Annotated in this window: 24 protein-coding genes and 2 riboswitches; of the genes, 17 read left to right on the top strand and 7 right to left on the bottom strand. The window is 73.4% G+C overall.

Features of this window, described 5'->3' with window-relative positions; translation table 11 throughout:
- The first annotated feature begins 103 nt into the window (after nucleotides 1-103).
- From IFT73_RS11560 to IFT73_RS11620, 13 genes are all read left to right on the top strand, one after another.
- On the top strand, nucleotides 104-748 hold the full coding sequence (locus IFT73_RS11560; RefSeq protein WP_192167732.1) for a DUF2975 domain-containing protein: 645 nt from the start codon (nucleotides 104-106) through the stop codon (nucleotides 746-748).
- A 62-nt stretch (nucleotides 749-810) separates the two neighbouring features.
- Nucleotides 811-956: riboswitch (cobalamin riboswitch) on the top strand.
- Nucleotides 957-1,001: 45 nt separating this feature from the next.
- On the top strand, nucleotides 1,002-3,071 hold the full coding sequence (locus IFT73_RS11565) for a VWA domain-containing protein (RefSeq protein ID WP_192167733.1): 2,070 nt from the start codon (nucleotides 1,002-1,004) through the stop codon (nucleotides 3,069-3,071).
- A complete protein-coding gene (gene cobO / locus IFT73_RS11570) occupies nucleotides 3,071-3,685 on the top strand; it encodes a cob(I)yrinic acid a,c-diamide adenosyltransferase (protein ID WP_192167734.1) in 615 nt (204 codons plus the stop codon). The genes IFT73_RS11565 and cobO overlap by 1 nt, the downstream gene beginning before the upstream one ends.
- Complete coding sequence (locus IFT73_RS11575; RefSeq protein ID WP_192167735.1) at nucleotides 3,679-6,150, top strand: cobyrinate a,c-diamide synthase; 2,472 nt, start codon at nucleotides 3,679-3,681, stop codon at nucleotides 6,148-6,150. The genes cobO and IFT73_RS11575 overlap by 7 nt, the downstream gene beginning before the upstream one ends.
- A complete protein-coding gene (gene cobA, locus IFT73_RS11580; RefSeq protein ID WP_192167736.1) occupies nucleotides 6,141-7,121 on the top strand; it encodes a uroporphyrinogen-III C-methyltransferase in 981 nt (326 codons plus the stop codon). Before IFT73_RS11575 ends, cobA begins: the two co-directional genes overlap by 10 nt.
- Nucleotides 7,118-7,579 (top strand): histidine phosphatase family protein, encoded by a 462-nt coding sequence (locus tag IFT73_RS11585; protein WP_192167737.1) that lies wholly within the window; start codon nucleotides 7,118-7,120, stop codon nucleotides 7,577-7,579. The genes cobA and IFT73_RS11585 overlap by 4 nt, the downstream gene beginning before the upstream one ends.
- A gap of 21 nt (nucleotides 7,580-7,600) precedes the next feature.
- Nucleotides 7,601-7,734, top strand: a riboswitch (cobalamin riboswitch).
- A 25-nt stretch (nucleotides 7,735-7,759) separates the two neighbouring features.
- Nucleotides 7,760-8,482, top strand: a complete 723-nt coding sequence (locus tag IFT73_RS11590; RefSeq protein ID WP_192167738.1) for an energy-coupling factor ABC transporter permease — start codon at nucleotides 7,760-7,762, stop codon at nucleotides 8,480-8,482.
- Nucleotide 8,483: 1 nt separating this feature from the next.
- The gene (locus IFT73_RS11595) at nucleotides 8,484-8,822 is read left to right on the top strand and encodes an energy-coupling factor ABC transporter substrate-binding protein (RefSeq protein WP_192167739.1); all 339 of its coding nucleotides are present in this window, start codon (nucleotides 8,484-8,486) and stop codon (nucleotides 8,820-8,822) included.
- Entirely contained in the window at nucleotides 8,819-9,577 is a 759-nt protein-coding gene (cbiQ, locus tag IFT73_RS11600) for a cobalt ECF transporter T component CbiQ (protein ID WP_192167740.1), read from the top strand. Before IFT73_RS11595 ends, cbiQ begins: the two co-directional genes overlap by 4 nt.
- The gene (locus tag IFT73_RS11605) at nucleotides 9,574-10,437 is read left to right on the top strand and encodes an energy-coupling factor ABC transporter ATP-binding protein (RefSeq protein ID WP_192167741.1); all 864 of its coding nucleotides are present in this window, start codon (nucleotides 9,574-9,576) and stop codon (nucleotides 10,435-10,437) included. The genes cbiQ and IFT73_RS11605 overlap by 4 nt, the downstream gene beginning before the upstream one ends.
- A complete protein-coding gene (gene cobT / locus IFT73_RS11610) occupies nucleotides 10,434-11,480 on the top strand; it encodes a nicotinate-nucleotide--dimethylbenzimidazole phosphoribosyltransferase (RefSeq protein ID WP_192167742.1) in 1,047 nt (348 codons plus the stop codon). Before IFT73_RS11605 ends, cobT begins: the two co-directional genes overlap by 4 nt.
- Nucleotides 11,480-12,235, top strand: coding sequence for an adenosylcobinamide-GDP ribazoletransferase (locus IFT73_RS11615; RefSeq protein ID WP_192167743.1), 756 nt, complete (start codon nucleotides 11,480-11,482; stop codon nucleotides 12,233-12,235). Before cobT ends, IFT73_RS11615 begins: the two co-directional genes overlap by 1 nt.
- Nucleotides 12,232-13,260 carry an enoyl-CoA hydratase/isomerase family protein gene (locus IFT73_RS11620; RefSeq protein ID WP_192167744.1) on the top strand — a complete coding sequence of 343 codons (1,029 nt, stop codon included), beginning with the start codon at nucleotides 12,232-12,234 and terminating at the stop codon, nucleotides 13,258-13,260. The genes IFT73_RS11615 and IFT73_RS11620 overlap by 4 nt, the downstream gene beginning before the upstream one ends.
- 208 nt (nucleotides 13,261-13,468) lie before the next feature.
- On the opposite strand, the gene IFT73_RS11625 is transcribed toward IFT73_RS11620, so the two are convergent.
- The gene (locus IFT73_RS11625) at nucleotides 13,469-13,999 is read right to left on the bottom strand and encodes a bifunctional adenosylcobinamide kinase/adenosylcobinamide-phosphate guanylyltransferase (protein WP_192167745.1); all 531 of its coding nucleotides are present in this window, start codon (nucleotides 13,997-13,999) and stop codon (nucleotides 13,469-13,471) included.
- Nucleotides 14,000-14,052: 53 nt separating this feature from the next.
- Here IFT73_RS11625 and IFT73_RS11630 point away from each other — a divergent pair, with 53 nt between their 5' ends.
- Entirely contained in the window at nucleotides 14,053-15,003 is a 951-nt protein-coding gene (locus IFT73_RS11630) for a cobalamin biosynthesis protein (RefSeq protein ID WP_192167746.1), read from the top strand.
- Here IFT73_RS11630 and IFT73_RS11635 read toward each other — a convergent pair.
- From IFT73_RS11635 to rraA, 5 genes are all read right to left on the bottom strand, one after another.
- A complete protein-coding gene (locus IFT73_RS11635) occupies nucleotides 14,951-15,688 on the bottom strand; it encodes a cobalt-precorrin-6A reductase (RefSeq protein WP_192167747.1) in 738 nt (245 codons plus the stop codon). The two genes, IFT73_RS11630 and IFT73_RS11635, sit on opposite strands and share 53 nt — an antisense overlap.
- Nucleotides 15,685-17,199, bottom strand: coding sequence for a cobyric acid synthase (locus tag IFT73_RS11640; protein WP_192167748.1), 1,515 nt, complete (start codon nucleotides 17,197-17,199; stop codon nucleotides 15,685-15,687). The genes IFT73_RS11635 and IFT73_RS11640 overlap by 4 nt, the downstream gene beginning before the upstream one ends.
- On the bottom strand, nucleotides 17,196-17,765 hold the full coding sequence (locus IFT73_RS11645) for an antibiotic biosynthesis monooxygenase (protein WP_192167749.1): 570 nt from the start codon (nucleotides 17,763-17,765) through the stop codon (nucleotides 17,196-17,198). The genes IFT73_RS11640 and IFT73_RS11645 overlap by 4 nt, the downstream gene beginning before the upstream one ends.
- A gap of 102 nt (nucleotides 17,766-17,867) precedes the next feature.
- Entirely contained in the window at nucleotides 17,868-18,071 is a 204-nt protein-coding gene (locus tag IFT73_RS11650; RefSeq protein ID WP_056605450.1) for a cold-shock protein, read from the bottom strand.
- Nucleotides 18,072-18,271: 200 nt separating this feature from the next.
- Nucleotides 18,272-18,751, bottom strand: coding sequence for a ribonuclease E activity regulator RraA (rraA, locus tag IFT73_RS11655; protein ID WP_192167750.1), 480 nt, complete (start codon nucleotides 18,749-18,751; stop codon nucleotides 18,272-18,274).
- 72 nt (nucleotides 18,752-18,823) lie between these two features.
- On the opposite strand from rraA, the gene IFT73_RS11660 reads away from it, so the two are divergent.
- From IFT73_RS11660 to IFT73_RS11670, 3 genes are all read left to right on the top strand, one after another.
- Nucleotides 18,824-20,728, top strand: coding sequence for an acyl-CoA dehydrogenase (locus IFT73_RS11660; protein WP_192167751.1), 1,905 nt, complete (start codon nucleotides 18,824-18,826; stop codon nucleotides 20,726-20,728).
- Nucleotides 20,729-20,814: 86 nt separating this feature from the next.
- Complete coding sequence (locus tag IFT73_RS11665; protein ID WP_192167752.1) at nucleotides 20,815-21,255, top strand: hypothetical protein; 441 nt, start codon at nucleotides 20,815-20,817, stop codon at nucleotides 21,253-21,255.
- Nucleotides 21,256-21,394: 139 nt separating this feature from the next.
- The gene (locus IFT73_RS11670; RefSeq protein ID WP_192167753.1) at nucleotides 21,395-22,159 is read left to right on the top strand and encodes a hypothetical protein; all 765 of its coding nucleotides are present in this window, start codon (nucleotides 21,395-21,397) and stop codon (nucleotides 22,157-22,159) included.
- A gap of 55 nt (nucleotides 22,160-22,214) precedes the next feature.
- Here the strand turns inward: IFT73_RS11670 and IFT73_RS11675 are convergent, their stop codons facing one another.
- Nucleotides 22,215-22,718 carry a MarR family winged helix-turn-helix transcriptional regulator gene (locus IFT73_RS11675; protein WP_056605435.1) on the bottom strand — a complete coding sequence of 168 codons (504 nt, stop codon included), beginning with the start codon at nucleotides 22,716-22,718 and terminating at the stop codon, nucleotides 22,215-22,217.
- Nucleotides 22,719-22,758: the final 40 nt, after the last annotated feature.

The following is a 22,758-nucleotide window of genomic DNA, read 5'->3' on the forward strand; positions in this document are numbered from 1 at the left end:
GTGGTGCGGTGTGGTCTTTCCGGGACGGCGTGTCTGACCGGGGCGCACCACTGGGGGACGGGTTCGCACCGCTCGGCGCACCGCCAGGCCCTAGCCTGCTCGGATGCAGCCGAACAGGGCCACCACCCACTGGGGCGCGATGGCGACGGTCGTGACGATCGCACTGGTCCTCGCGACGATCGTCGTGGCACTCGGCCTGCTGTCCCTCACGAGCCTCGACGGCGGGACGGACGACGGCGCGCTGGAGGATCATGCCTGCGTCACGGTCGACCGGGCTTCGCCCGCCGACGACGACTTCGCCGAGGACGGCCAGCTCCGGCGCGCGACGGTGCGCGAGGTCGTCTGCCGTCCACACGACGAGCTCGACCGCCCCCTCGCCGTGCAGGCCCTCGTCGACCTGCGGGCGCTGCCCATCGTCCTGGCGGTGCTCGGCAGCCTGGTCGCCGTGCACCGGGTCATCGAGCGCACGCGCGACGACGGCCCCTTCAGCAACGAGGCCGTCCGCCTGATCAGGCGGCTGCGCTGGTGGGCGGCCGCCTTCGTGCTCGTCGGCGTGACCGCCTCGTGGGTTCTCACCGGCGTCGCGAACGACCTCGTGGCGAACGAGAGCTGGCCCGAGTACGGAGCCTTCTGGCCGGTCGTCGGCACCTTCGTCGGTCTGTCGGTCGCGGCGGGCCTGTGCGAGTTCGGCACGACGCAGCGCATGACGGCGTACGAGCGCGGCGCGGCAGCCGCGGAGGACGCCTGACGCCGACGCAGGAGGTGTCGTGACGCATCGACCAGCGGCGCCCCGACCACGACCGTTACCCTAGGCAGGAGAAGGCTCGAGGTGCCCCGCGAGGGGAGAATCGGGAAGCCGGTGAGAATCCGGCACAGGGCCCGCTGCGGTGACCCGGACGCTCCGAGAGGGGCTGGGCCGGGAAGTCCGAAGACCGGCCTCGCGCCTGACCGACGGACGCAACCGCGTCCGGCGGACGTCGGCAGACGAGCGGGAGCCCCACATGCCACAGCACTACCCCTTCAGCGCCGTCGTCGGATCCGACGACATGGCGCTGGCCCTGACCCTCTCCACGATCTCGCCGGCGATCGGCGGCGTCCTCGTGCGCGGCGAGAAGGGCACCGCGAAGTCGACGATGGTGCGCGCCCTCGCCTCGATCCTCCCGCCGATCGACGTCGTCGCGGGCGACCGCTTCTCGTCCGACCCGCGCGAGGCCAGACCCCTGTCGCCCGACGGTCCCTTCGCCCCCGACGCCGACGTCGAGACGCGGGCCGTGCGGCTCGTCGAGCTGCCGGTCGGTGCGACGGAGGACCGCGTGCTGGGCTCGCTGCACCTCGAGAAGGCGCTCTCGGAGGGCGTCACCGAGTACGAGCCCGGCCTGCTGGCCCGCGCGCACCGCGGAATCCTCTACGTCGACGAGGTCAACCTGCTGCACGACCACCTCGTCGACCTGCTGCTCGACGCCGCGGCGATGGGACGCTCGACGGTCGAGCGCGACGGCGTCTCGATCGAGCACGCCGCCCGCTTCGTGCTCGTCGGCACGATGAACCCCGAGGAGGGCGAGCTGCGTCCGCAGCTGCTCGACCGGTTCGGCCTGACGGTCGAGGTCGCCGCGCCGCGCGACCCGGCCACGCGCGTCGAGGTCGTCCGCCGGCGCCTGGCCTACGAGACCGACCCCGAGGGGTTCGCGGCGCGGTTCGCCGACGACGAGGCCTCGCTGACCGATCGCATCCAGGCGGCGCAGAAGCTCGTCGAGCAGGTCGACCTCAGCGACTGGGCCCTGCTCAAGATCGCCGAGGTGTGTGCCGCCTTCGAGGTCGACGGCATGCGCGCCGACATCGTCACGGCCCGCGCTGCGGCGGCGCACGCGGCGTGGAACGGGCGCACGGGCGTCGGGCGCGACGACATCCGCGCCGCGGCCCGCCTCGCGCTGCCGCACCGCCGTCGGCGCAACCCGTTCGACGCCCCGGGCATCGACGAGGACCTGCTCGACCAGATCCTCGGCGACGACGAACCCGAGCCCGAGCCGCCGACGCCCGACCAGCTCGGCGACGACGACGGTGACGGTGACTCCGGTGACTCGGACGGCACCGACGCTCCGGAGCAGTCCGGGGGCGCCGACGGCGACTCGTCGCAGGGCGGGAGTGACTCGTCAGCGGGCCAGAGTGACTCGTCGGCGGGCCAGAGTGACTCGTCGCAGGGCGGGAGTGACTCGTCGGCGGGTGGGGGTGAGGTGACGGTCGCGTCGCCGCAGCAGCCCTACCGGCCCAGGCTGTTCACGGTCGGCGGCACGGGCGCGGGCGAGTCCGGACGTCGGTCGCGCGCCATCACCGAGACCGGCCGCCGCATCGGCGCGGCCCCCCGGGCCGGCCAGGGCGGCTCGATCCACCTCACCGAGACGATCCGTGCCGCGGCGCCGCACCAGCTCGCCCGCGGACGCGCGACGGGTGACGCCGGCCTGTCGTTCCGCGCGTCCGACCTGCGCCTCGCGATCAAGGAGGGCCACGAGTCCAACCTGATCCTGTTCTGCGTCGACGCGTCCGGCTCGATGGCCGCCCGCCGGCGCATGGAGCAGGTCAAGACCGCGATCCTGTCGCTGCTGATGGACGCCTACCAGCGCCGCGACAAGGTCGGCCTGATCACGTTCCGCGCCGACGGGGCCGAGCTCGCGCTGCCGCCGACCGGCTCGATCGACATCGCCGCGGCCCGGCTCTCCGACCTGCCCGCGGGCGGGCGCACCCCCTTGGCCGAGGCCCTGCTCAAGACCGCGGACGTCCTGCGGCTCGAGCGCGTCCGCGACCCCCGCCGTCGCCCCCTGCTCGTCGTCATCACCGACGGCCGCGCGACCCACGGCGACCGCGCGCTCGACCGCGCGCACCAGGTCGCGGCCCACCTCGGCGCCACCGGCGTGGCGAGCCTCGTGATCGACTGCGAGACCGGCAAGTTCCGGATGGGCCTGGCCCGTCAGCTGGCCGACCACCTGATGGCCGAGTACGTCCCCCTCGGCGAGGTCAGCGCGTCGGCCCTGACCGAGGTCGTCCGTGGCGGCCTGCCCGAGACGGGAGCCGCCTGATGCCCCAAGGCGTCCCCCTCACCGTCCCCGACGACGGACTGACGACCAAGCAGCGCCGCAACCGGCCGCTCGTGATGGTCCACACCGGCGCGGGCAAGGGCAAGTCCACCGCCGCGTTCGGCATGGCGATGCGCGCCTGGAACCAGGGCTGGGACATCGGCGTCTTCCAGTTCGTCAAGTCGGCCAAGTGGCGCATCGGCGAGCAGACCGTGCTCGAGCGCCTCGCCGAGCTGCACGACACGACCGGCGTCGGCGGCCCCGTCGAGTGGCACAAGATGGGCTCGGGCTGGAGCTGGTCGCGCAAGGAGGGCTCCGACGACGACCACGCCGCCGACGCCGCCGAGGGCTGGGCCGAGGTCAAGCGCCGCATCGCCGAGGAGCGCCACGACCTCTACGTGCTCGACGAGTTCACGTACCCCATGAAGTGGGGCTGGGTCGACGTCGACGACGTCGTCGAGACGCTCCGCGACCGCCCCGGACGCCAGTACGTCGTCATCACCGGACGGCACGCCGACCCCAGGCTCGTCGAGATCGCCGACCTCGTGACCGAGATGCAGCACGTCAAGCACCCGTTCGACAACGGCCAGAAGGGTCAGCGAGGCATCGAATGGTGAGCTCGCTGCCCCGCCTCGTCGTCGCCGCCCCCGCCTCGGGGCACGGCAAGACCACGATCGCGACGGGCCTGATGGCCGCGCTGACCCGCGCCGGCCACGACGTCTCGTGCCACAAGGTCGGCCCCGACTACATCGACCCCGGCTACCACGCGCTCGCCACGGGCAAGCCCGGACGCAACCTCGACCCGCACATGGTCGGCGAGCAGCGGCTCGTCCCGCTGCTGCTGCACGGTGCGGGCGTCGGCAGCGACCACCCCGCCGACATCGCGGTCGTCGAGGGCGTCATGGGCCTGTACGACGGGCAGATCGGCGGCAACGGCTTCTCGTCGACGGCGCACGTCGCGACCGTCACCAGGACGCCGGTCGTCCTGGTCGTCGACATCTCGCACGCCTCGCGCTCGATCGCGGCCGTCGTGCAGGGCATGGTCGCGTTCGACCCGTCGGTGCGCATCGTCGGCGTCATCGTCAACAAGGCCGGCTCGGCCCGCCACGCGAACGAGGTCGTCAGCGCCCTCGAGTCGACCGGCGTCCCGGTGCTCGGCGTGCTGCAGCGCGACGACGGCATCGTCGCACCGTCGCGCCACCTCGGCCTCGTGCCCGCCGACGAGCGGGACGACGCGGCCCACGCGCTCGACCGTCTCGCCGACCAGATCGCCGAGCGCATCGACCTCGACCACCTGCTGGCGCTGGCCCGCACGGCGCCCGATCTCGACGAGGAGCCGTGGGACCCGTCGCACGAGGTGCACGCGGCGAGCGAGCGCCGTCCGGTCGTCGCGATGGCGGGCGGCCGCGCGTTCACGTTCCGCTACGCCGAGACCGAAGAGCTGCTGCGCGCCGCGGGCTGCGACGTCGTGACGTTCGACCCGCTCGCCGACGAGTCCCTGCCCGAGGGCACCGCGGGCCTGTACCTGGGCGGCGGGTTCCCCGAGGTGCACGCGGCCGGCCTGGCCGCCAACGCGCCGCTGCGCGAGTCGCTGCGCGCGGCCGTCAGCTCGGGCATGCCGACCGTGGCCGAGTGCGCGGGCCTGCTCTACCTGTGCCGCTCGGTCGACGGCGTCCCGATGGTCGGTGCGGTCGACGCCGACGCCGTCATGAGCCCCCGGCTGACGCTGTCGTACCGCTCGGTGGTCGTGCCGACCGATCAGCTCATGGGCGTCGCCGGCACGCGGGTGACGGGCCACGAGTTCCACCGCACGAAGCTCGTCGACGCCGTCGACCAGGACACCGCGGCGTGGCTGCTGGACGGCGAGGGGCACGGCATCGGCTCCGACTCCCTGCACGCGTCGTACCTGCACACGCACTGGGCGGGCCACCCGCGCATCGCCCAGCGCTTCGCCGACGCCGTCCACGCGTTCGACGGTTTACCACGGGACCGTGGTAAACCCCGTCCGCCCGCGGCAAGCCTCCCCCGGGAGGACGCGGTTCACCACGGGACCGTGGTAAACCGCGTCGCGGACGGTCTTGCGTTCCACGGCGACCGCGAGCTCGGCGACGGGCTCGTCGACTTCGCGGTCAACGTGCACGACGACGTCCGGCCCGCGTGGCTCGACGACGCCCTGCACGCGAGCCTGTCGACGGTCGGCGCCTACCCGGACGCCCGCGACGCCGAGCACGCCGTCGCGCGCCGCCACGGCCGCGCGACCGAGGAGGTGCTGGCGACCGCCGGTGCCGCCGAGGCGTTCAGCCTGGTCGCCCGCATGCGTGCGTGGAAGCGCCCCGTCGTCGTGCACCCGCAGTTCACCGAGCCCGACGCCGCCCTGCTGGCCGCCGGTCACACGCCGCACCACGTGCTGTGCGACCCGTCCAACGGCTTCGCCCTCGACCCGACCCTGGTGCCGAGCGACGCCGACCTCGTCGTGATCGGCAACCCCACCAACCCGACCAGCGTGCTGCACCCCGCGCAGACCATCCGGATGCTGCTGCGCCCCGACCGCGTGGTGGTCGTCGACGAGGCCTTCATGGACTCCGTCCCCGGCGAGCAGCACTCCCTCGCGGGCACGCACCTGCCGGGCCTCCTGGTCGTCCGCAGCCTGACCAAGCTCTGGTCGATCCCGGGCGTCCGGGCCGGCTACGTCCTCGGCCAGCCGCACCTGCTGGCCGAGCTGCGCGCGCACCAGTCGCCGTGGTCGGTGTCGTCGCAGGCCGGCGCGGCGATGGTCGCCACGGCGTCCGAGCAGGCGCTGGCCGAGGCGGCCCGCCGCGTCACGCGCATCGCGCAGCACCGCGCCGTGCTGACCGACGGGCTCACCGAGCTGGGCATCGCCTTCGTCGCGCCCGCGGCGCCCTTCGTGCTGGCCAAGGTGTCGCGCGGCTCGCACGAGCGCCTGCGGTCGGCCGGCTACGCGCTGCGCCGGGCCGACACGTTCCCGGGGCTGGACGACTCGTGGGTGCGCATCGCCGTCCGCCGCCCCGACACCACGCGCAAGCTGCTCGCGACGCTGAGGGTGGAGGGGCCGTGGACCTGAACGTCACCGGCCTGAGCGCGGCCGTGGTGGGCGGCGACATCCGGGCGGCCGCCCACGTCGCGGCCCTGCTCGAGGGCGGAGCCGTCGTCACGGTCCTCGCCCCCGACGTCACCGCGACGATCGACGACCTCGCGGCCCGCGGGCTCGTCACGTGGGCGCCGCGCGACCCCGGGCCCGGCGAGCTCGACGCCTTCGACCTGGTGCTGCGGGGCCACCCCCGCGCAGCCGAGACCGACCGCATCCTCGACACCGGCTCCGTCACGCTCGTCGGCGGCGGTCCCGGCGATCCCGGCCTGGTCACGGTCGCCGGCCGCGCCGCGATCGAGCGGGCCGACGTCATCGTGACCGACCGGCTCGCCCCGCTCGCCGCCCTCGGCTGGGCCCGCGCGGACGTCGAGGTCGTCGACGTCGCCAAGATCCCCGGCGGCCGGTCGACCAGCCAGGACGACATCAACCAGCTGCTCGTCGAGCACGCCAAGGCCGGACGGCACGTCGTCCGCTTCAAGGGCGGCGACAACTTCGTCTTCGGCCGAGGCGGCGAGGAGCTGCTGGCGTGCCACGAGGCCGGCATCGCGACCCACGTCGTCCCGGGCGTCAGCTCGGCGATCGCCGCCCCCGCGCTGGCCGGCATCCCCGTGACGCACCGCGGCCTGACGCAGGGGTTCACCGTCGTGTCGGGGCACGTCCCGCCGGGCCACCCCGACAGCACGCTCGACTACGCGGCGCTGGCCCACGCGGGCACGTCGATCGTGGTGCTGATGGGCGTCCGGACGCTCGAGGCGATCTGCGCGGCGCTCGTCGAGGGCGGCCTCGACCCCACCACGCCCGCCGCGGTCGTCGCCGACGGGAGCCTGCCGAGCCAGCACGTCGTGCGTGCCACGGTGGCCACGATCGCCGGGGCGGCCGCCGACGTGCGGCCGCCCGCCGTCGCGGTGATCGGCGACGTCGCCGACGTCGAGGGCCTCGCATGATCCTGTGGGTGCGCCACGGCCAGTCGACGTGGAACGTCCTCGACCGCCTGCAGGGCCACGAGCTCAGCCCGCCGCTGACCGATCTCGGTCGCGAGCAGGCGCAGCACGCCGCCGAGACGCTCGCCGGCCGGGGCGTCGTCCGGCTGCTGAGCTCCCCGGCGACCCGCGCGCTCGAGACCGCGCAGGTCATCGGCGCCCACCTGGGCCTCGAGGTCGAGGTCGAGCCGATGCTGCTCGAGAAGGGCCTCGACGAGTCGTACCCCGAGCTCCTGACGCGGGTGCAGCACGTCCTCGATCGGCGCGACCCCGACCACACGGTGGCCGTGAGCCACGGCGACACGATCGGCCTGGCCGTGGGCCTGCTGAGCGGACGTCGCCCCGAGCCGGCTGCCAACGGCTCCGTCACGTCCGTCGACCCCTCGACGCGCGAGATCTCGGTCGAGCTGCCCCCTCGGTGACCGGGATCCCTTCGTCCCGGGCGACGGCTGTGCCACACTGAATCAGCTCACGGCAACGGTGCAAGGAACCCGGTGGAACTCCGGGACGGTCGCGCCACTGTGACCGGGTCACCCGACCCGGGAGTCAGAGACTTCTCCGTTGCCTCCACTCATATGGACGCGTCATCCAAGGAGAGTTCGATGCACATCGCCGAAGGCTTCCTGCCCCCGGTCCATGCTGCGGCGTGGACCGTCGCGGCAGCCCCGTTCGTCATCCACGGCGGTCGATCCGTCGTCCGACAGGTGCGAGACCACCCCGAGACCAAGCTGCTGCTCGGCGCCTCGGGCGCGTTCACCTTCGTCCTGTCGGCCATCAAGCTGCCGTCCGTCACGGGCAGCTCCAGCCACCCCACCGGCACCGGCCTCGGCGCGGTGCTGTTCCGCCCGCCGGTCATGGCCTTCCTCGGCACGGTCGTGCTGCTGTTCCAGGCGCTGCTGCTGGCGCACGGTGGCATCACGACGCTGGGCGCCAACGCCTTCTCGATGGCCATCGTCGGCCCGTGGGTCGGGTACGCCGCCTACCGCGTCGTCGGACGTCTCGGCGGGGGGATCTCGCTGTCGGTGTTCTTCGCCATGGCGCTGGCCGACCTGTCGACGTACTGCGTCACCTCGATGCAGCTCGCCCTCGCCTTCCCCGACCCCAGCAGCGGCGTCGTCGGGGCGGCCTCGAAGTTCCTCTCGATCTTCGCGGTGACGCAGATCCCCCTGGCGATCGCCGAGGGCCTGCTCGGCGTCCTGGTGTTCCGGGTGCTGCGCGACGTCGCGGCCCCCGAGCTGATCCGCCTGGGCGTCCTGCCCGATCCCACGCCCGACCCGCCCCACCGGGCACCGTCCGGCACGCCCACCGAGACGACGGAGGCCTGACGTGCGCAAGTCAGCCATCACGATGCTCCTGGTCGCCGGGATCGTCGCCATCGTCGGCGTCGCCCTGGTCGTCGACTCGCACCGCACGACCGACGGCGAGCGGTTCGTCGGCACCGACAGTGCCGCCACCTCCCAGATCGAGCGCGACAACCCCGACTACGAGCCGTGGTTCAGCTCGATCTACGCCCCGACGTCCGGCGAGGTCGAGTCCGGTCTCTTCGCCCTGCAGGCCGCGCTCGGCGGTCTCGTGCTGGGCTACTGCATCGGCGCCCTGCGGGGACGCCGGCGCCACGACCCGGCACCGGGCGTCACCCCGGCACCGGCGCCCGACCACGCATGAGGGGGCTCGCGATCGACGACGCCGCGTGGTCGAGCCGCTGGCGCGACCACGCGGTGCGCGACAAGGCGTGCCTGAGCCTCGGCCTGCTGCTGGCCGCGGCGCTGCTCCCGCCGTGGCCGACCAGCGCGGTCGTCGCCGTGGTGGCCCTCGGGCTGCTGGTGGGCCGGGCCGGCACGTCCCCGGCGCTCGTCGCGCGCGCCGTGCGGGGTCCGCTGGCGTTCGTCGCGATCGGCTCCGTCTCGGTCGCGGTGGTCGTCTCGACGTCGGGCGGGCCGTTCCTCTCGGTGACGCCCGACAGCGCCGCGCGCGCGGCGGGCGTCGCCGGGCACGCCGTCGCGGGCTGCTCGGCGATGCTGCTGCTCGCGATGACCACGCCGATGGTCGACCTGCTGGCGGGGCTGCGACGCCTCCGCCTGCCCGCGGCGTGCGTCGAGGTCGCGGGCCTGGTCTACCGGATGCTGTTCGTCCTGCTCGAGTCGGTCGGCACGATCCGCGAGTCGCAGGCGGCGCGCCTCGGCTACAGCTCGCCGTCCCGGTCGCTGCGGTCGGCCGGCATGCTGACGGCCGCGACGCTGACGCGGTCGTGGTCGCGCGCGCGCCGGCTCGAGCAGGGACTCGCCGGCCGCGAGCTCACCGGCTCGTTGCAGACCCTCGACGAGCCCGTGCCGGGGTCCACGGCCTTCCTGGCCGCCACCGTGTCGGCCCTGGTCGCGATCGTCGCGGTGGCCGCGCTCAGCGCGGGGGTCCTCCCATGAGCCATCGCAGCCTGCGCGCCGACGGCCTGACCGTCACCTACACCGGCGGTCCCCCCGTCCTCGAGGGCGCGAGCATCGAGGTCGCCCCCGCCACCCGGCTGGCGGTGCTCGGCGCCAACGGCTCGGGCAAGACCACGCTCCTGCGGTGCCTGGCCGGCAGCCTGGTGCCGACGTCCGGCCACGTCCTGCTCGACGACGTGCCGATCCGTCACGACCGCAAGGGTCTGCGGCGCCACCGCCAGGAGGTGCAGCTCGTCCTGCAGGACCCGGACGACCAACTGTTCTCCGCCGACGTCTTCCAGGACGTGTCGTTCGGGCCGGTCAACCTCGGCCTCGACGTCGCCGAGGTGCGCGCGCGGGTCGACGAGGCCCTGGCGCTGCTGGGCATCGAGCACCTGCGCCGCCGACCGACGCACCAGCTGTCGTACGGCGAGCGCAAGCGGGTCGCGACGGCCGGTGCCGTCGCGATGCGTCCGTGCGTCCTGCTGCTCGACGAGCCCACGGCGGGTCTCGACCCCGTCGCGGTCGACGAGCTGATGGCGGCGCTGACGCGTCTGGAGGAGCACGAGACGACCGTCGTCCTCTCGACGCACGACGTCTCCCTGGCCCTGTCGTGGGCCGACTCCGTCGCCGTGGCGCACGACCGGGTCGTCGTGCAGGGCGATCCGGTCGACCTGCTCGGCGACGCGGCCCTGCTCGCGGCCGCGCGCCTGCGCCTGCCGTGGTCGCTCGACCTCAGCCGGCGGCTGGCGGCCGACGGCCTCGTCGCCGACGGCACCCGGGCGAGATCGCTCGACGAGATCCACCGCGCCCTGCGCGACCACACCACCGACCGACCGTTCGTCAAGGAGAACGCATGAACCGGCCCGTCCCCGTCCCCGTGCCCGTGCCCGCCCCGTCCCCCACCGTCCGCGCCGACGCCGAGGCGCGGCTCGCGGGGCTCGCGACGCCTCCCGGGGCCCTCGGACGCCTGGGAGACCTCGCCGTGCACCTCGCCGCGATGCAGGGGCAGGTGCCGCCCGCACCGCTCGCGAACGTCCGCGCCGTGATCTTCGCGGGTGACCACGGCGTCTCCGACCACGGCGTCTCGGCCTTCCCGAAGGCGATCACACCGGCCATGGTGCGCACGTTCCTCGCCGGAAGCGCCGGCGTCTCGGTGCTCGCGGCCCAGCACGACGTGTCGGTGCGCGTGCTCGACCTCGGCGTCGACGACGACCTCGACGGCGTGCCCGCCGAGGTCACGGCCTTCAAGGTGCGCCGCGGCTCCGGCGCGATCCACCTCGAGGACGCGCTGACGTCCGACGAGACCGCCCGCGCGATCGCCGCGGGCGAGGCCGTGGCCGCCGAGGAGATCGCGGCCGGCGCGCAGCTGCTCATCAGCGGCGACATGGGCATCGGCAACACGACGCCCGCCGCCGCGCTCGTCGCGGCGTCGTTCGGCCTGCCGGCGTCCGAGGTCACCGGACGCGGCACCGGCATCGACGAGGCCGCGCTCGACCACAAGACCGCGGTGGTGCAGCAGGCCGTCGACCGGGCCGGTGAGCGCGCCGCCGACCCCGTCGAGACGCTCGCGGCACTCGGCAGCGCCGACCTCGCGGCGTCCGCCGGCTTCATGGCCGCCGCGGCGCGGGCCGGCGTCCCGGTGCTGCTCGACGGCGTCATCTCGGTGGCGGCCGCGGTCATGGCCGACCGTCTGGCGCCCGGCGCCTCGGCCTGGTTCGTCGCGGGCCACCGCTCGACCGAGCCCGCCCAGTCGCTCGCGCTCGACAAGCTCGGCCTCGAGCCGCTGCTCGACCTGGGCATGCGCCTGGGCGAGGGCAGCGGCGCCGTCGCGGCCGTGCCGGTCGTCCGCTCGGCCGCCCTGCTGCTGTCCGGGGTCGCCCTGCTGTCCGACCTCGGGTGATGCTCGACGCCTGGCGCCTGGCGGTCGGCACCCTGACGGCGCTGCGCGTCGGGCACCCGTCGCGGGTCGACCGGCGCACGGCCGGTGGCGCGATGCTGCTGGCGCCGCTCGCCGTGGTGCCGCTCGGCGTGCTGGTCGGCCTGATCGGCTGGGCCGGGCGCGAGCTCGAACTGGCGCCGCTGGCCGTCGCGTTCGTCGCGGTCGGCGCCCTGGCCATGGGCAGCCGCGCCCTGCACCTCGACGGGCTGTCGGACGTCGCCGACGCGCTGACCGTCTCGTACGACCGCGAGCGCTCCCTCGACGTCATGAAGGGCGGCACGTCAGGGCCGGCCGGCTCGGCGGCGCTGGTGCTGGTGCTGGGCCTGCAGGTCGCCGCGCTCGCGTCGGTGCTGTCGACGCCGCGCGGACCCGTCGTGGCCGCGGTGCTGGTGTGCGTCTCGCGCGCGACTCTGACCGTCACCTGCGCACGCGGCGTCCCGGCAGCCCGCGACGGTGGGCTCGCCGCCTCGTACGTCGGCACGGTCGCGCCCGTCGCGGTCGTCGCCACCTGGGTCGCGGCGGCCGCCGTCACGTACGGGGTGCTCGACTGGGCCGGCCACGACTGGTGGCACGGGCCGCTGGTCGCGGCCGCGGGCCTCGCGGTCGGCACCGCCCTGACCCTGCGCTGCGTGCGCCGCCTCGGCGGCGTGACGGGCGACGTCTTCGGCGCGGCCATCGAGGTCACGCTCGCCACACTGCTCCTGGGGGCCTCGTGAACACCGCACCACCCGACACGTCCGCACCGACCGTCCTCGTCGAGCGGCGGGGCCGCCTCGGCGTCGTGACGCTCAACCGTCCGCGCGCCATCAACGCGCTCGACCTCGCCATGGTGCGGATCGCGCAGGCGGCCCTCGACGGGTGGGCGGCCGACGGCTCGGTGGCGACGGTCCTCGTGACGGGTGCCGGTGACCGCGGGCTGTGCGCCGGCGGCGACCTGCAGGGCATGTACCGCTCGGCGCGCGACGGCACCGACGAGTCGGTGGAGTTCTGGCGCGAGGAGTACCGGCTCGACCACACGATCGCGACGTACCCCAAGCCCGTCGTGGCGCTGATGGACGGGATCGTGCTGGGCGGCGGGGTCGGCGTCTCGGCGCACGCCTCGCACCGGGTCGTCACCGAGCGCACGTCGGTCGGCATGCCCGAGACGCGCATCGGCTTCGTGCCCGACGTCGGCGGGCCGTGGCTGCTGTCGCGGGCGCCCGGCGAGCTCGGCACGCACCTCACGCTCACCGCGTCGAACGCCGACGGGTCCGACACGATCGCGCTGGGCATGGCCGACGTCCTCGTGCCGAGCGAGCGGCTGCCCGAGCTCGAGACGGCCCTCGAGACCGAGGCGCCGGACGACGTCCTGGCCCGCCTGTCGGTCGCGCCGCCCGCGTCAGCGCTGCTGGCCCGGCGGGCGTGGGTCGACGAGGCCTACGCCGGCGACGACGTGCTGGCGATCGTCGCGCGGCTGCGCGGCTCGGACGTCGACGAGGCCCGGGCGGCCGCCGACGAGATCGAGGCGCGCTCGCCGACGGCCGTGACGATGACGCTCGCCGCGCTGCGCCGGGCCGCGTCGCTGCCCGACCTGCGCGCGGCGCTCGACCAGGACCTCGCGATCTCGACGCACCTGCTGGGCGTCCCCGACATGGCCGAGGGCATCCGGGCCCAGGTCATCGACAAGGACCGCTCCCCGCGCTGGGCCCCGGCCCGTCTCGCCGACGTCGACCCGTCCCCCTGGGCCCACCTGCTCACCTGACCCCGGGTTCGCAGTTTCCCAGGTTCACCTGGGTTTCTTGCGGCGCCGATTCACAGGTGAACCTGGGAATCCGACAGCGTCCCGTGGGAATCCGACGTCGCACAGGAATCCGGCACCTCACCCCGGTCGCGAACAGGGTGAGGTGCCGGTTTCCCGGGTTCATCCCGGAAGTTTCCGAGGTGAACCTGGGAAACCGCAGCAGCAGGAGTCAGAGGCGCAGGACGCGGCCGGCGACGACGAGCAGGACGTCGTCGCACTCCTGCGCGATGCGCTGGTTGACGACGCCCAGCAGGTCGCGGAACACGCGGCCCGACCGGTGCTCCGGCACGACGCTCATGCCGACCTCGTTGGTCACCGCGACGACCGTGCCGGCGTGCTCGGAGATCGCCGCCGAGGTGTCGGCCAGGCGGTCGAGCAGGATCGGCTCCCAGTCGTCGCGCAGCTGGTCCCACCCGTCGAGCTCGTCGATGACCGACGTCAGCCACGTGCCGAGGCAGTCGATCAGCACGGCTCCCTCGGCGCCGCGCACCGCCGCCGCGAGGTCGTGCGTCTCGATCGTGCCCCAGTGGTCGGGGCGCCGGGCGCGGTGCACCGCGACCCGCGCGGCCCACTCCGGATCGGCGTCGATGTCGGCCTCCGGCCCGGGCGCGACGTACGTGACGTGCGGCTCCGCGACCAGCAGCGACTCCGCGTGGAACGACTTGCCCGAGCGCACCCCGCCCGTGACCAGAACCTTCATGGCACCTCGCTACTCTCGGGATCACTGTACTCAGAGGACCGGGAGCCCCCACCATGCGCGCACGCGCGATCGGCCTCGCGGTGGGCTTCGTCGCCGACCGCGTGCTGGGCGACCCCGCCCGTCTGCACCCCGTCGCGGGCTTCGGGCGCTTGGCCGGCGCCCTCGAGCGGCGCACGTGGGCGGACGACCGTGCGACCGGAGCCGCGTACTGCGCCGTGCTGGTCGGCGGCACGGGAGCCGTCGGCGTCCTCGCCGACCGGGCGACCCGGCAGCACCCCGTGGCCAGGGTCCTGCTGACCGCCGCCACCACGTGGGCCGTCGTGGGCGGACGCTCGCTGGGCCGCGAGGCCGCCCGGGTGCACGCCCACCTCGAGCGCGACGACCTGCCCGCGGCGCGCGAGCAGCTGACGCACCTCGTCGGCCGCGACCCGTCCCAGCTCGACGCCGCCGAGATCTCGCGCGCGACGGTCGAGTCGGTCGCCGAGAACACCTCCGACGCCGTCGTCGCCCCCCTCCTGGCCGGCGCGTTCGGTGGGGTCGGCGGGCTCGTCGCGTACCGCGCCGCCAACACGCTCGACGCGATGGTCGGCCACCGCAGCGAGCGGTACGAGCGGTTCGGCTGGGCGTCGGCCCGGCTCGACGACGTCCTCAACCTGGCCCCGGCCCGCCTCTCGGCCCTGCTCGCCGCGACCCTCGCACCCCTCGTGGGCGGGGCCCGCCGCGACGCGTTCGAGGCGTGGACGCGCGATGCCCGCCGCCACCCGAGCCCCAATGCCGGCCCGGTCGAGGCCGCGTTCGCGGGTGCGCTCGGCGTGCAGCTGGGCGGCACCAACGTCTACGGCACCCGGGTCGAGCACCGTCCGACGCTGGGGCGGGGTCGCGCCGTCGCGGTCGCCGACATCGACCGGTCGGTGCGACTGGCGGACGCCGTGTCGATCGGCGCCGCGGTCGTCAGCGCGTCGATCGCCGCGCGACCCATGCCGCGGCGGCCTCGGCGTCGCTGACGGTCTCGACCCCCGGCGCGGGGGGCTTGCGCCGCACGACCACCACGGGGATGCCGAGCTCGTCGGCGACCTGCATCTTGGGCCACGTGTGCGAGCCGCCGGAGTCCTTCGTGACGAGCACGTCGAGCGGCGCCATCAGCGCCCGCTCCCCCTCGACGTCGTAGGGCCCGCGGCTCTGCAGCAACGTCCACGGCGCGGGCAGCTCGAACGTCGGGGGGTCGACGACCCGGACGACGGCGTGCGCTGCGGCGAGCGGGCCGACGAACCGGTCGAGCGACTGACGTCCGACCGTCAGGAACGGACGCGTGCCGAGCGTCGCGGTCAGCGCGGCCGCCTCGTCGTGCCCGTCGACCCAGTGCCAGCGGTCGGCTCCCGGCGCGTCGGCCCAGCCCGGCCGCTCGAGGCGCAGCAGGGGGACGCCGTCGGCGTGGCACGCCTCGGCGGCGTTGGCGCTCATGCCGGCCGCGAAGGGGTGCGTCGCGTCGACCACGGCCGTGACCCGGTGCTCGCCGAGGTAGGCCCTCAGCCCCCGCACGCCGCCGAAGCCGCCGATCTGCACCGCGCCGACCGGCAGTCGGGGACGGGCCACGCGGCCGGCCAGGGTCGACACGAACCGCTCGCCCGCCGCGTCGAGCAGGACGGCGAGCGCGCGCGCCTCGGACGTGCCGCCGAGCACGACGATCACGCGCCGACCGCCGCGACGTCGGGGCCGGGAGGCAGCACCGCGAGCCCCGAGGGCGCCCCATCCTCGACGAGCCCCAGCAGCGCCTCGACGTCGAGCTTCTGCTCGACCAGGTCGCCCAGCAGGTCGAGCCGCGCGTCGCGCCGCTCGGCGAAGCTGACGTCGGACGGCTCGTAGGGGCGGCCGAGGACCGCCGACGCCTCGGCGAGGAAGGCACGGCGCAGGCCGTCGGACTCGAGGCTGCCGTGCCACATCGTGCCGAAGACGTGCCCCGCACGGGCCCCGCCGAGGAACTCCTCGTCGTCTCCGCGCGCGATGCGCCCGTGGTGGATCTCGTAGCCCGACGCCTGTGCCCCCAGCGCCTCGCCGACCGGCAGCCGCAGCACCTTGTCGGCGTCGAACGTCGTCGTGACGTCGAGCAGCCCCAGCCCCTCGACCTCGGCCCCCGCGTCGCCCTCGACGCCGTGCGGGTCGCTGACGGTGCGCCCCAGCATCTGGAAGCCCCCGCAGATGCCCAGCAGCGGACGTCCGGCGGCGGCGTGGTCGAGGATCGCCCGGTCGAGACCGCGCGACCGCAGCCACCGCAGGTCGGAGATCGTGGCCCGCGTGCCCGGCAGGACGACGACGTCGGCGTCGGTCACGTCGCGGGGGTCGCTCGCGAACGTCACGTCGACCCCGGGCTCGAGCCCCAGGGCGTCGACGTCGGTGAAGTTGCTGATGCGCGGCAGCCGGACGACCGCGACCCGCAGCGCCGCGTCGCGGTCGTCGGCGCGGCGGCCGTCGAGGTCGAGCGCGTCCTCGGAGTCGAGCCACAGGTCGGAGCTCCACGGCAGGACGCCGAAGACCCGGCGCCCGGTGAGCCGCTCGAGCTGCTGCAGCCCGGGCGCGAGCAGGCCCTCGTCACCGCGGAACTTGTTGACGACGAAGCCCGCGACGAGCCGCTGGTCGGCCGGCTCGAGCAGCGCGACGGTGCCGAACATCGCGGCGAACACGCCTCCGCGGTCGATGTCGCCGACGACGACGGTCGGGATGTCGGCGTGGCGGGCCAGGCCCATGTTGACGTAGTCGCCGGCCCGCAGGTTGATCTCGGCGGGGCTGCCGGCGCCCTCGCACACCACGACGTCGTAGCGCGAGGCCAGGTCGTCGTACGCGGCGTGCGCCGCAGCGGCCAGGTGCGTGCGCCCGCCGATGAACTCCGCCGACGTGATCTCGCCGGCCGGCCGGCCCATCACGACGACGTGGCTCGCGCGGTCGCCGCCGGGCTTCAGCAGCACGGGGTTCATGGCCGCCTCGGGCGTCGCGCGGGCCGCCATCGCCTGGATCCACTGCGCGCGGCCGATCTCGGCGCCCACGCCGTCGGGCCCCAGGCACACCATCGAGTTGTTCGACATGTTCTGCGCCTTGTAGGGCGCGACCGACAGCCCGCGCCGCGCGAACGCGCGGCACAGCCCCGTCGTGAGGATGCTCTTGCCGGCGTCCGACGTCGTGCCCGCGACCAGCAGGGCGCCGGTCATCGCGCGCTCCTGGTCGCGTGGAGCCAGGGGGCGAGCAGGCGGGTCACCCACGGCAGGAAGACGTACGTCATGAGCGGCGTCATGACGCAGACCGTCAGCAGCACGCGCGCCGGCAGCCACCAGTCGCTCAGGTAGATGCGGCCCAGCTCGTTGGCCGCGAGGCTCAGTGGGAAGAACACGAGGAAGATCGAGCACATCTGCTTCCAGCGCGGCGGGGCCGGGACCCTTGGCCGCAGGTCCTGCACGTCGACGCGGGACGGCTCGTCGAACCAGCCCTCGATGCCGGTGCGGTGCTCGCGCGACGACTCGGCGACGAATCCCTGGGCCGAGTCGAGCCACCACCGGCGCTGCGCCGACAGCTCCCACGCCTCGAGCGCCTGGGGCGACGCGAAGCGGTACAGCATGTGCCACTCCGACGACCCCTCCGTCGGACGGATCCAGCCCGAGCCGAGGAAGCCCGCGAAGCGCTCGGCCAGCTCGGTGCCGGCCCGCAGCCACGCGAGCATCTGGTCCTCCTGCGACGGATCGACACGTCGGGTGATGGAGACGGTCACGGGTCCGGTCATGACCCCCACTCTAGGAGCGCACGACAGCGCCCCCGGAGCCGAGGCTCCGGGGGCGCTGTGCTGATCTGGGGCTGAGTCGGGCTCAGCTCATCTCAGAGAAGATCAGAGGGGACGGATGTTCGTCGCCTGCAGACCCTTCTGGCCCTGCTCGACGTCGAACTCGACCTTCTGGTTCTCGTCCAGCGAGCGGTAGCCGCTCGAGGCGATGGCCGAGAAGTGCGCGAACACGTCCTCGCTGCCGTCGTCGGGGGCGATGAATCCGAAGCCCTTGTCAGCGTTGAACCACTTGACAGTTCCAGTAGCCATGATGTTTCTCCTTCATGCGAATTGCCACTCACGCCTTTCGCGAGCGGCCGTCGCGACACACATCCAACCGAGAAGAAATCAACACCAGTGAAGGAACATCATTCGTTCGTACAGCCCAACGTCGTGCAACTGACCTCAACCCTACCGGTCATCGGTCCACAAAGCGACACCCGTCCGTCGGCGCCGGCCCGTGGCGGTGCTCAGGCGTGGATCGGGGCGGCCGCGACGACGACGCCGTTCGCGTCGGCGTAGACCCACTCGCCCGGCTCGATCGTCACGCCGCCGAACGTCACCGCGACGTCGACGTCGCCCACGCCGAGCTTCTCGGTCTTGAGGGGCGTGGCGGCCAGGGCCTGGACGCCCAGGTCGATCGTGCGCAGGATCTCGACGTCGCGCACGGCGCCGTGGACGACCAGGCCCGACCAGCCGTTGTCGGCGGCCGTCTGCGCCAGGACGTCGCCCAGCAGGGCCTTGGCGGTCGAGCCGTCGCCGTCGACGACGATGATCCGTCCCTCACCCGGCGTGCCCACGAGGTCCTTGACCTTCGAGTTGTCCTCGAAGCAGCGCACCGTGACGGCAGGGCCGCAGAACGCCTCGCGTCCGCCGAACGTCCGCAGCTGCGGCTGGAGCACGCGGACCTCGTCGGGGTGGTCGTCGCACAGGTCGGGGGTCGTGAACACGGTGGTCCTCTCGGTCGGTGCCGTCCACGCTATCGACCTGCCGTGCGGGGCCCGCGCCGGTACCGTTGGGTCATGACGCTCAGCGACGAACTCCGCATCTCCCTCGACGGCAAGTGGCGCCACGTCCGCGAGCAGTCCCGCAAGGAGCTGGCGACGTTCGACCTCGCCTACGACCACGACCTGACGCTCGACGAGGCGCGCGACCGCGTCCTCGGGCAGATGAGGAAGCTCGTCGCCACGGGCATCCCCGCCGCGGGGTTCAAGGTGTCGAGCGGTGGCACGGGCGACCCCGGCGCGTCGGTCACGGGCATCGAGATGCTGGCGCAGTTCGACCTGTCGCTGATGGTCAAGGCCGGCGTGCAGTGGGGGCTGTTCGGCGGCGCGGTCGAGAACCTCGGCACCGAGAAGCACCACCGTGAGTACATCCCCGGCATCATCAACCTCGACGTCCTCGGCTGCTTCGCGATGACCGAGACCGGCCACGGCAGCGACGTCCAGAGCCTCGAGACCACCGCGACGTACGACCCCGCGACCGAGGAGTTCGTGATCCACTCGCCGACCCCGTCGGCGCGCAAGGACTACATCGGCGGCGCCGCGGCCCACGCCCGCGTCGCAGCGGTGTTCGCGCAGCTCGTCACGAAGGGCGAGTCGTACGGCGTGCACTGCTTCCTCGTGCCGATCCGCGACGAGGACGGCAACGACCTGCCGGGCGTCACGACGTCCGACGACAAGCACAAGGGCGGTCTGGGCGCGGTCGACAACGGACGCCTCGTGTTCGACCACGTGCGTATCCCCCGCGACAACCTGCTCAACAAGTACGGCCAGGTCGACGCCGGCGGCACGTACTCCTCGCCGATCGAGAGCTCCAACGCCCGCTTCTTCACGATGCTCGGCACCCTGATCCGCGGACGCATCAGCGTCGGCGGGTCGGCCAGCGCCGCGACCGAGGTCGCACTCAGCATCGCGGGCCGCTACGCGCTGAAGCGCCGCCAGTTCGGCCCCGACGCCGATCACGAGGTGCTGCTGATGGACTACCGCATGCACCAGCGGCGTCTGCTGCCGCTCATCGCGAAGTCGTACGCCATGCGGTTCGCGCAGAACCAGCTGGTGGCCCGCATGGACCGCGTGCAGAGCTCGGAGGAGCCGCCCCCGCCGCACCAGCAGCGCGAGCTCGAGAGCCGCGCCGCCGGCCTCAAGGCGGCGCAGACCTGGCACGCGACCACGGCCATCCAGGAGGCGCGCGAGGCGTGCGGCGGCGCCGGCTACCTCGCCGAGAACCGGCTTACCACCCTCAAGGGCGACACCGACGTCTTCACGACGTTCGAGGGCGACAACCACGTGCTGTTCCAGCTCGTCGCCAAGGAGCTGCTGACGTCGTACGCGCAGGAGGTCGGCGGCCTCGACCCCGTCGGCATGGTCAAGTTCGCGGCCGGCACGGTCGCCGACGTCGTCAAGGAGCGCACCGCGGCCTCGCAGCTGATCCAGCGGCTGATCGACGCACGTCCGGGCAGCGGCGACGACGACCACGACCTGCTCGACCGCGGCACGCAGCTCAACCTGTTCGAGGACCGCGAGCAGCACGTGCTCGAGACCGCCGCCCGGCGCCTGCGCCGCGCCGGTGACGACAAGGTCAAGGCCTTCGAGGTGTTCAACGCCGCACAGGACCACGTCATCCGCGCCGGACGCGTGCACATCGAGCGCATCGTGCTCGAGGCGTTCACGGCCGGCATCGCGCGCTGCGACGACCCGGACGCCCAGGAGCTGCTGCGCGACGTCTGCTCGCTCTACGCACTGACCGCGATCGAGGAGGACCTCGCGTGGTTCATGGGCCACAACCGGCTCTCGGACGCCCGCGCGAAGACCGTCACGTCGCTGGTCAACGACCTCCTCGACAAGCTGCGGCCGCACACGCTGACGCTCATCGAGGGGTTCGGCGTGCCCGAGGACACCCTCGGCGCCGCGATGCTGCTCGACTGAGCCGTCCGACGAGACACCGTGTTGCGGAGGGCTCGGCGTCTGATTCAATACGAAGACACCATTTCGTACCCAGGGGGACCCCACTCATGAAGAACCTGTTGCGCTCCGCGGCCATCGCCGTCGCGTCCACCGCTCTCGTCGCCGGAGGTGCGACGGCTGCGACCGCCGCACCCGCCGCCGCCTCGACGACGTCCGTCGCCGCTGCGCCTGCCGGCAGCGTCTCGGCCGCTGCTGCGCCGTACGCGCCCGACGCCAAGTCCAAGATCCGCGTCAAGAAGGTCGGCAAGAAGCTGACGTTCCGCCTGACGGCCCGCTTCCGCGACGACGCCGGCAACCCGGTCGGCATCCGCAAGGCCACGATCCAGGTGCTCAAGGGTCGCAAGTGGAAGACCCTGAAGAACGTCAAGCTCAACTCCAGCGGTCGCGGCACCTACAAGAAGTCGGACGGCAAGAAGCGCAAGTACCGCATGCTCGTCAAGCCGACGAGCCTGTACCAGGGCTTCCGGACGTTCAGCGTCAAGATCTGATCCAGCCCCACGGCTGATCACCGGAGGCCCCCACCCGTCCGGGTGGGGGCCTTCGCGCGTCTGCGGACACGCCTTCTGGGGAGCGCCGTCTGTGCCAGACTGTCGTCACCATCACGACCACGATCCGGGGGGACCTTCCATGCGTACATCCACTCTTGCCCGCGCAGGAGCCGTGCTGACGGCTTCGGCGCTCGCCCTCAGCCTGGGCGCCGGCCCGGTCTCGGCGGCCGAGTCCGAGACCGAGTCGGGGCGCGTCGCGAACGCCGCCCCGTCCGTCCGCGACCTCGGCTCCGACGACTCCGGCATCACCGTCGCCGGCACGATCACGGCGCTCCGACTCGGCTCGGGCGTCATCTCCCAGCGGGCGACGACGCAGTTCGTCGGCACCGTCGCCGGCACCGCGCCCGACAACAACGTGCAGACCGACGTCCGGGTCAACGGCGTGTTCAAGGGTCGCGTGCAGCTCTACCCCGGTCAGGGCAACGGCGGCGTCGAGATCCCGCGCCAGTGGGGATCGGGCAGGGTGCAGGTCGGCCCCACGTACTTCTCCGACGGCACGGTCGCCCCGGCCGTCAGCAACACGTTCTACGCGCGCAAGCTCGTCACGACGACGCGCAGCGACGGCTACGCGCTCAAGATCAACCGTCGCAACAGCGCGATGACGTTCAAGGCCCGCGAGGTCAAGGTCATCAACCCATCCTCCGGCCGGTTCCAGTCGGTCAAGCGGGTCAAGCTGCAGCAGCTCAAGGGCAGCACGTGGAAGACGATCAAGACGATCAAGCTCAGCCGCGGCGGCAACGGCACGTACAAGACGTCGATCAAGAAGAAGTACCGCTACCGCCTGTACTCGACGCGCACGGCGACGCAGGAGAAGTTCTCGACGATCCGGACCGGCAGGATCTGATCCACGTCCGACCGCAGAAGGCCCTCACCCCTCGGGGTGGGGGCCTTCTGCCGGTTCAGGCGAAGTCGCCGGCGGACGAGCGGAGGTGCCGCAGCAGCTCGTACGTCTGGTCCTGCTGCTCGGGGCTCAGGCCCGGCACCGCGAAGTCGATCTCGGTGATCGCGGCGGTCGCGAGCCCCAGCACCCGCTGCCCCTCGTCGGTCAGCTCGGCGAACGTGCGGCGACGGTCCTTCTCGTCGGCGACGCGGCGCACGAGCCCCTGCGACTCGAGCCGGTCCATCGCGTTGGTCACCGACGTCGGGTGCACCATGAGCCGCTCGCCGATCTTGCTGAGCGGGAGCCGACCCGTCGCGCTGAACGACAGCAGCACGAGCACCTCGTAGCGGGCGAACGTGATCCCGAGCGGCTTGAGGACGGCGTCGAGCTCCGCGCTGATGAGCTGCTGGACGCGCATGATCGACGTCGCGAGCCGCATCGACGTCGGGTCGCCGATGTGGCGGGACCAGATCTCCCCCGCCCGCTCGATCGGGTCGAACTCGAGCCTGTGCGCGTCGGACATGGCTTCATCGTAGGGGCTGGGCGACGAGGTCTGGTATTTA

It is taken from the genome of Aeromicrobium sp. CFBP 8757, from assembly GCF_014841755.1.
In the GTDB taxonomy this organism is placed as follows: domain Bacteria; phylum Actinomycetota; class Actinomycetes; order Propionibacteriales; family Nocardioidaceae; genus Aeromicrobium.

Bases quoted from the DNA above. Each gene is read 5' to 3' on its own strand.
- IFT73_RS11560 (WP_192167732.1), top strand. From the start codon at position 104: ATGCAGCCGAACAGGGCCACCACCCACTGGGGCGCGATGGCGACGGTC.
- IFT73_RS11565 (WP_192167733.1), top strand. From the start codon at position 1,002: ATGCCACAGCACTACCCCTTCAGCGCCGTCGTCGGATCCGACGACATG.
- cobO (WP_192167734.1), top strand. From the start codon at position 3,071: ATGCCCCAAGGCGTCCCCCTCACCGTCCCCGACGACGGACTGACGACC.
- IFT73_RS11575 (WP_192167735.1), top strand. From the start codon at position 3,679: ATGGTGAGCTCGCTGCCCCGCCTCGTCGTCGCCGCCCCCGCCTCGGGG.
- IFT73_RS11585 (WP_192167737.1), top strand. From the start codon at position 7,118: ATGATCCTGTGGGTGCGCCACGGCCAGTCGACGTGGAACGTCCTCGAC.
- IFT73_RS11590 (WP_192167738.1), top strand. From the start codon at position 7,760: ATGCACATCGCCGAAGGCTTCCTGCCCCCGGTCCATGCTGCGGCGTGG.
- cbiQ (WP_192167740.1), top strand. From the start codon at position 8,819: ATGAGGGGGCTCGCGATCGACGACGCCGCGTGGTCGAGCCGCTGGCGC.
- IFT73_RS11605 (WP_192167741.1), top strand. From the start codon at position 9,574: ATGAGCCATCGCAGCCTGCGCGCCGACGGCCTGACCGTCACCTACACC.
- cobT (WP_192167742.1), top strand. From the start codon at position 10,434: ATGAACCGGCCCGTCCCCGTCCCCGTGCCCGTGCCCGCCCCGTCCCCC.
- IFT73_RS11615 (WP_192167743.1), top strand. From the start codon at position 11,480: ATGCTCGACGCCTGGCGCCTGGCGGTCGGCACCCTGACGGCGCTGCGC.
- IFT73_RS11625 (WP_192167745.1), bottom strand. From the start codon at position 13,999: ATGAAGGTTCTGGTCACGGGCGGGGTGCGCTCGGGCAAGTCGTTCCAC.
- IFT73_RS11630 (WP_192167746.1), top strand. From the start codon at position 14,053: ATGCGCGCACGCGCGATCGGCCTCGCGGTGGGCTTCGTCGCCGACCGC.
- IFT73_RS11640 (WP_192167748.1), bottom strand. From the start codon at position 17,199: ATGACCGGCGCCCTGCTGGTCGCGGGCACGACGTCGGACGCCGGCAAG.
- IFT73_RS11645 (WP_192167749.1), bottom strand. From the start codon at position 17,765: ATGACCGGACCCGTGACCGTCTCCATCACCCGACGTGTCGATCCGTCG.
- IFT73_RS11650 (WP_056605450.1), bottom strand. From the start codon at position 18,071: ATGGCTACTGGAACTGTCAAGTGGTTCAACGCTGACAAGGGCTTCGGA.
- IFT73_RS11660 (WP_192167751.1), top strand. From the start codon at position 18,824: ATGACGCTCAGCGACGAACTCCGCATCTCCCTCGACGGCAAGTGGCGC.
- IFT73_RS11665 (WP_192167752.1), top strand. From the start codon at position 20,815: ATGAAGAACCTGTTGCGCTCCGCGGCCATCGCCGTCGCGTCCACCGCT.
- IFT73_RS11670 (WP_192167753.1), top strand. From the start codon at position 21,395: ATGCGTACATCCACTCTTGCCCGCGCAGGAGCCGTGCTGACGGCTTCG.
- IFT73_RS11675 (WP_056605435.1), bottom strand. From the start codon at position 22,718: ATGTCCGACGCGCACAGGCTCGAGTTCGACCCGATCGAGCGGGCGGGG.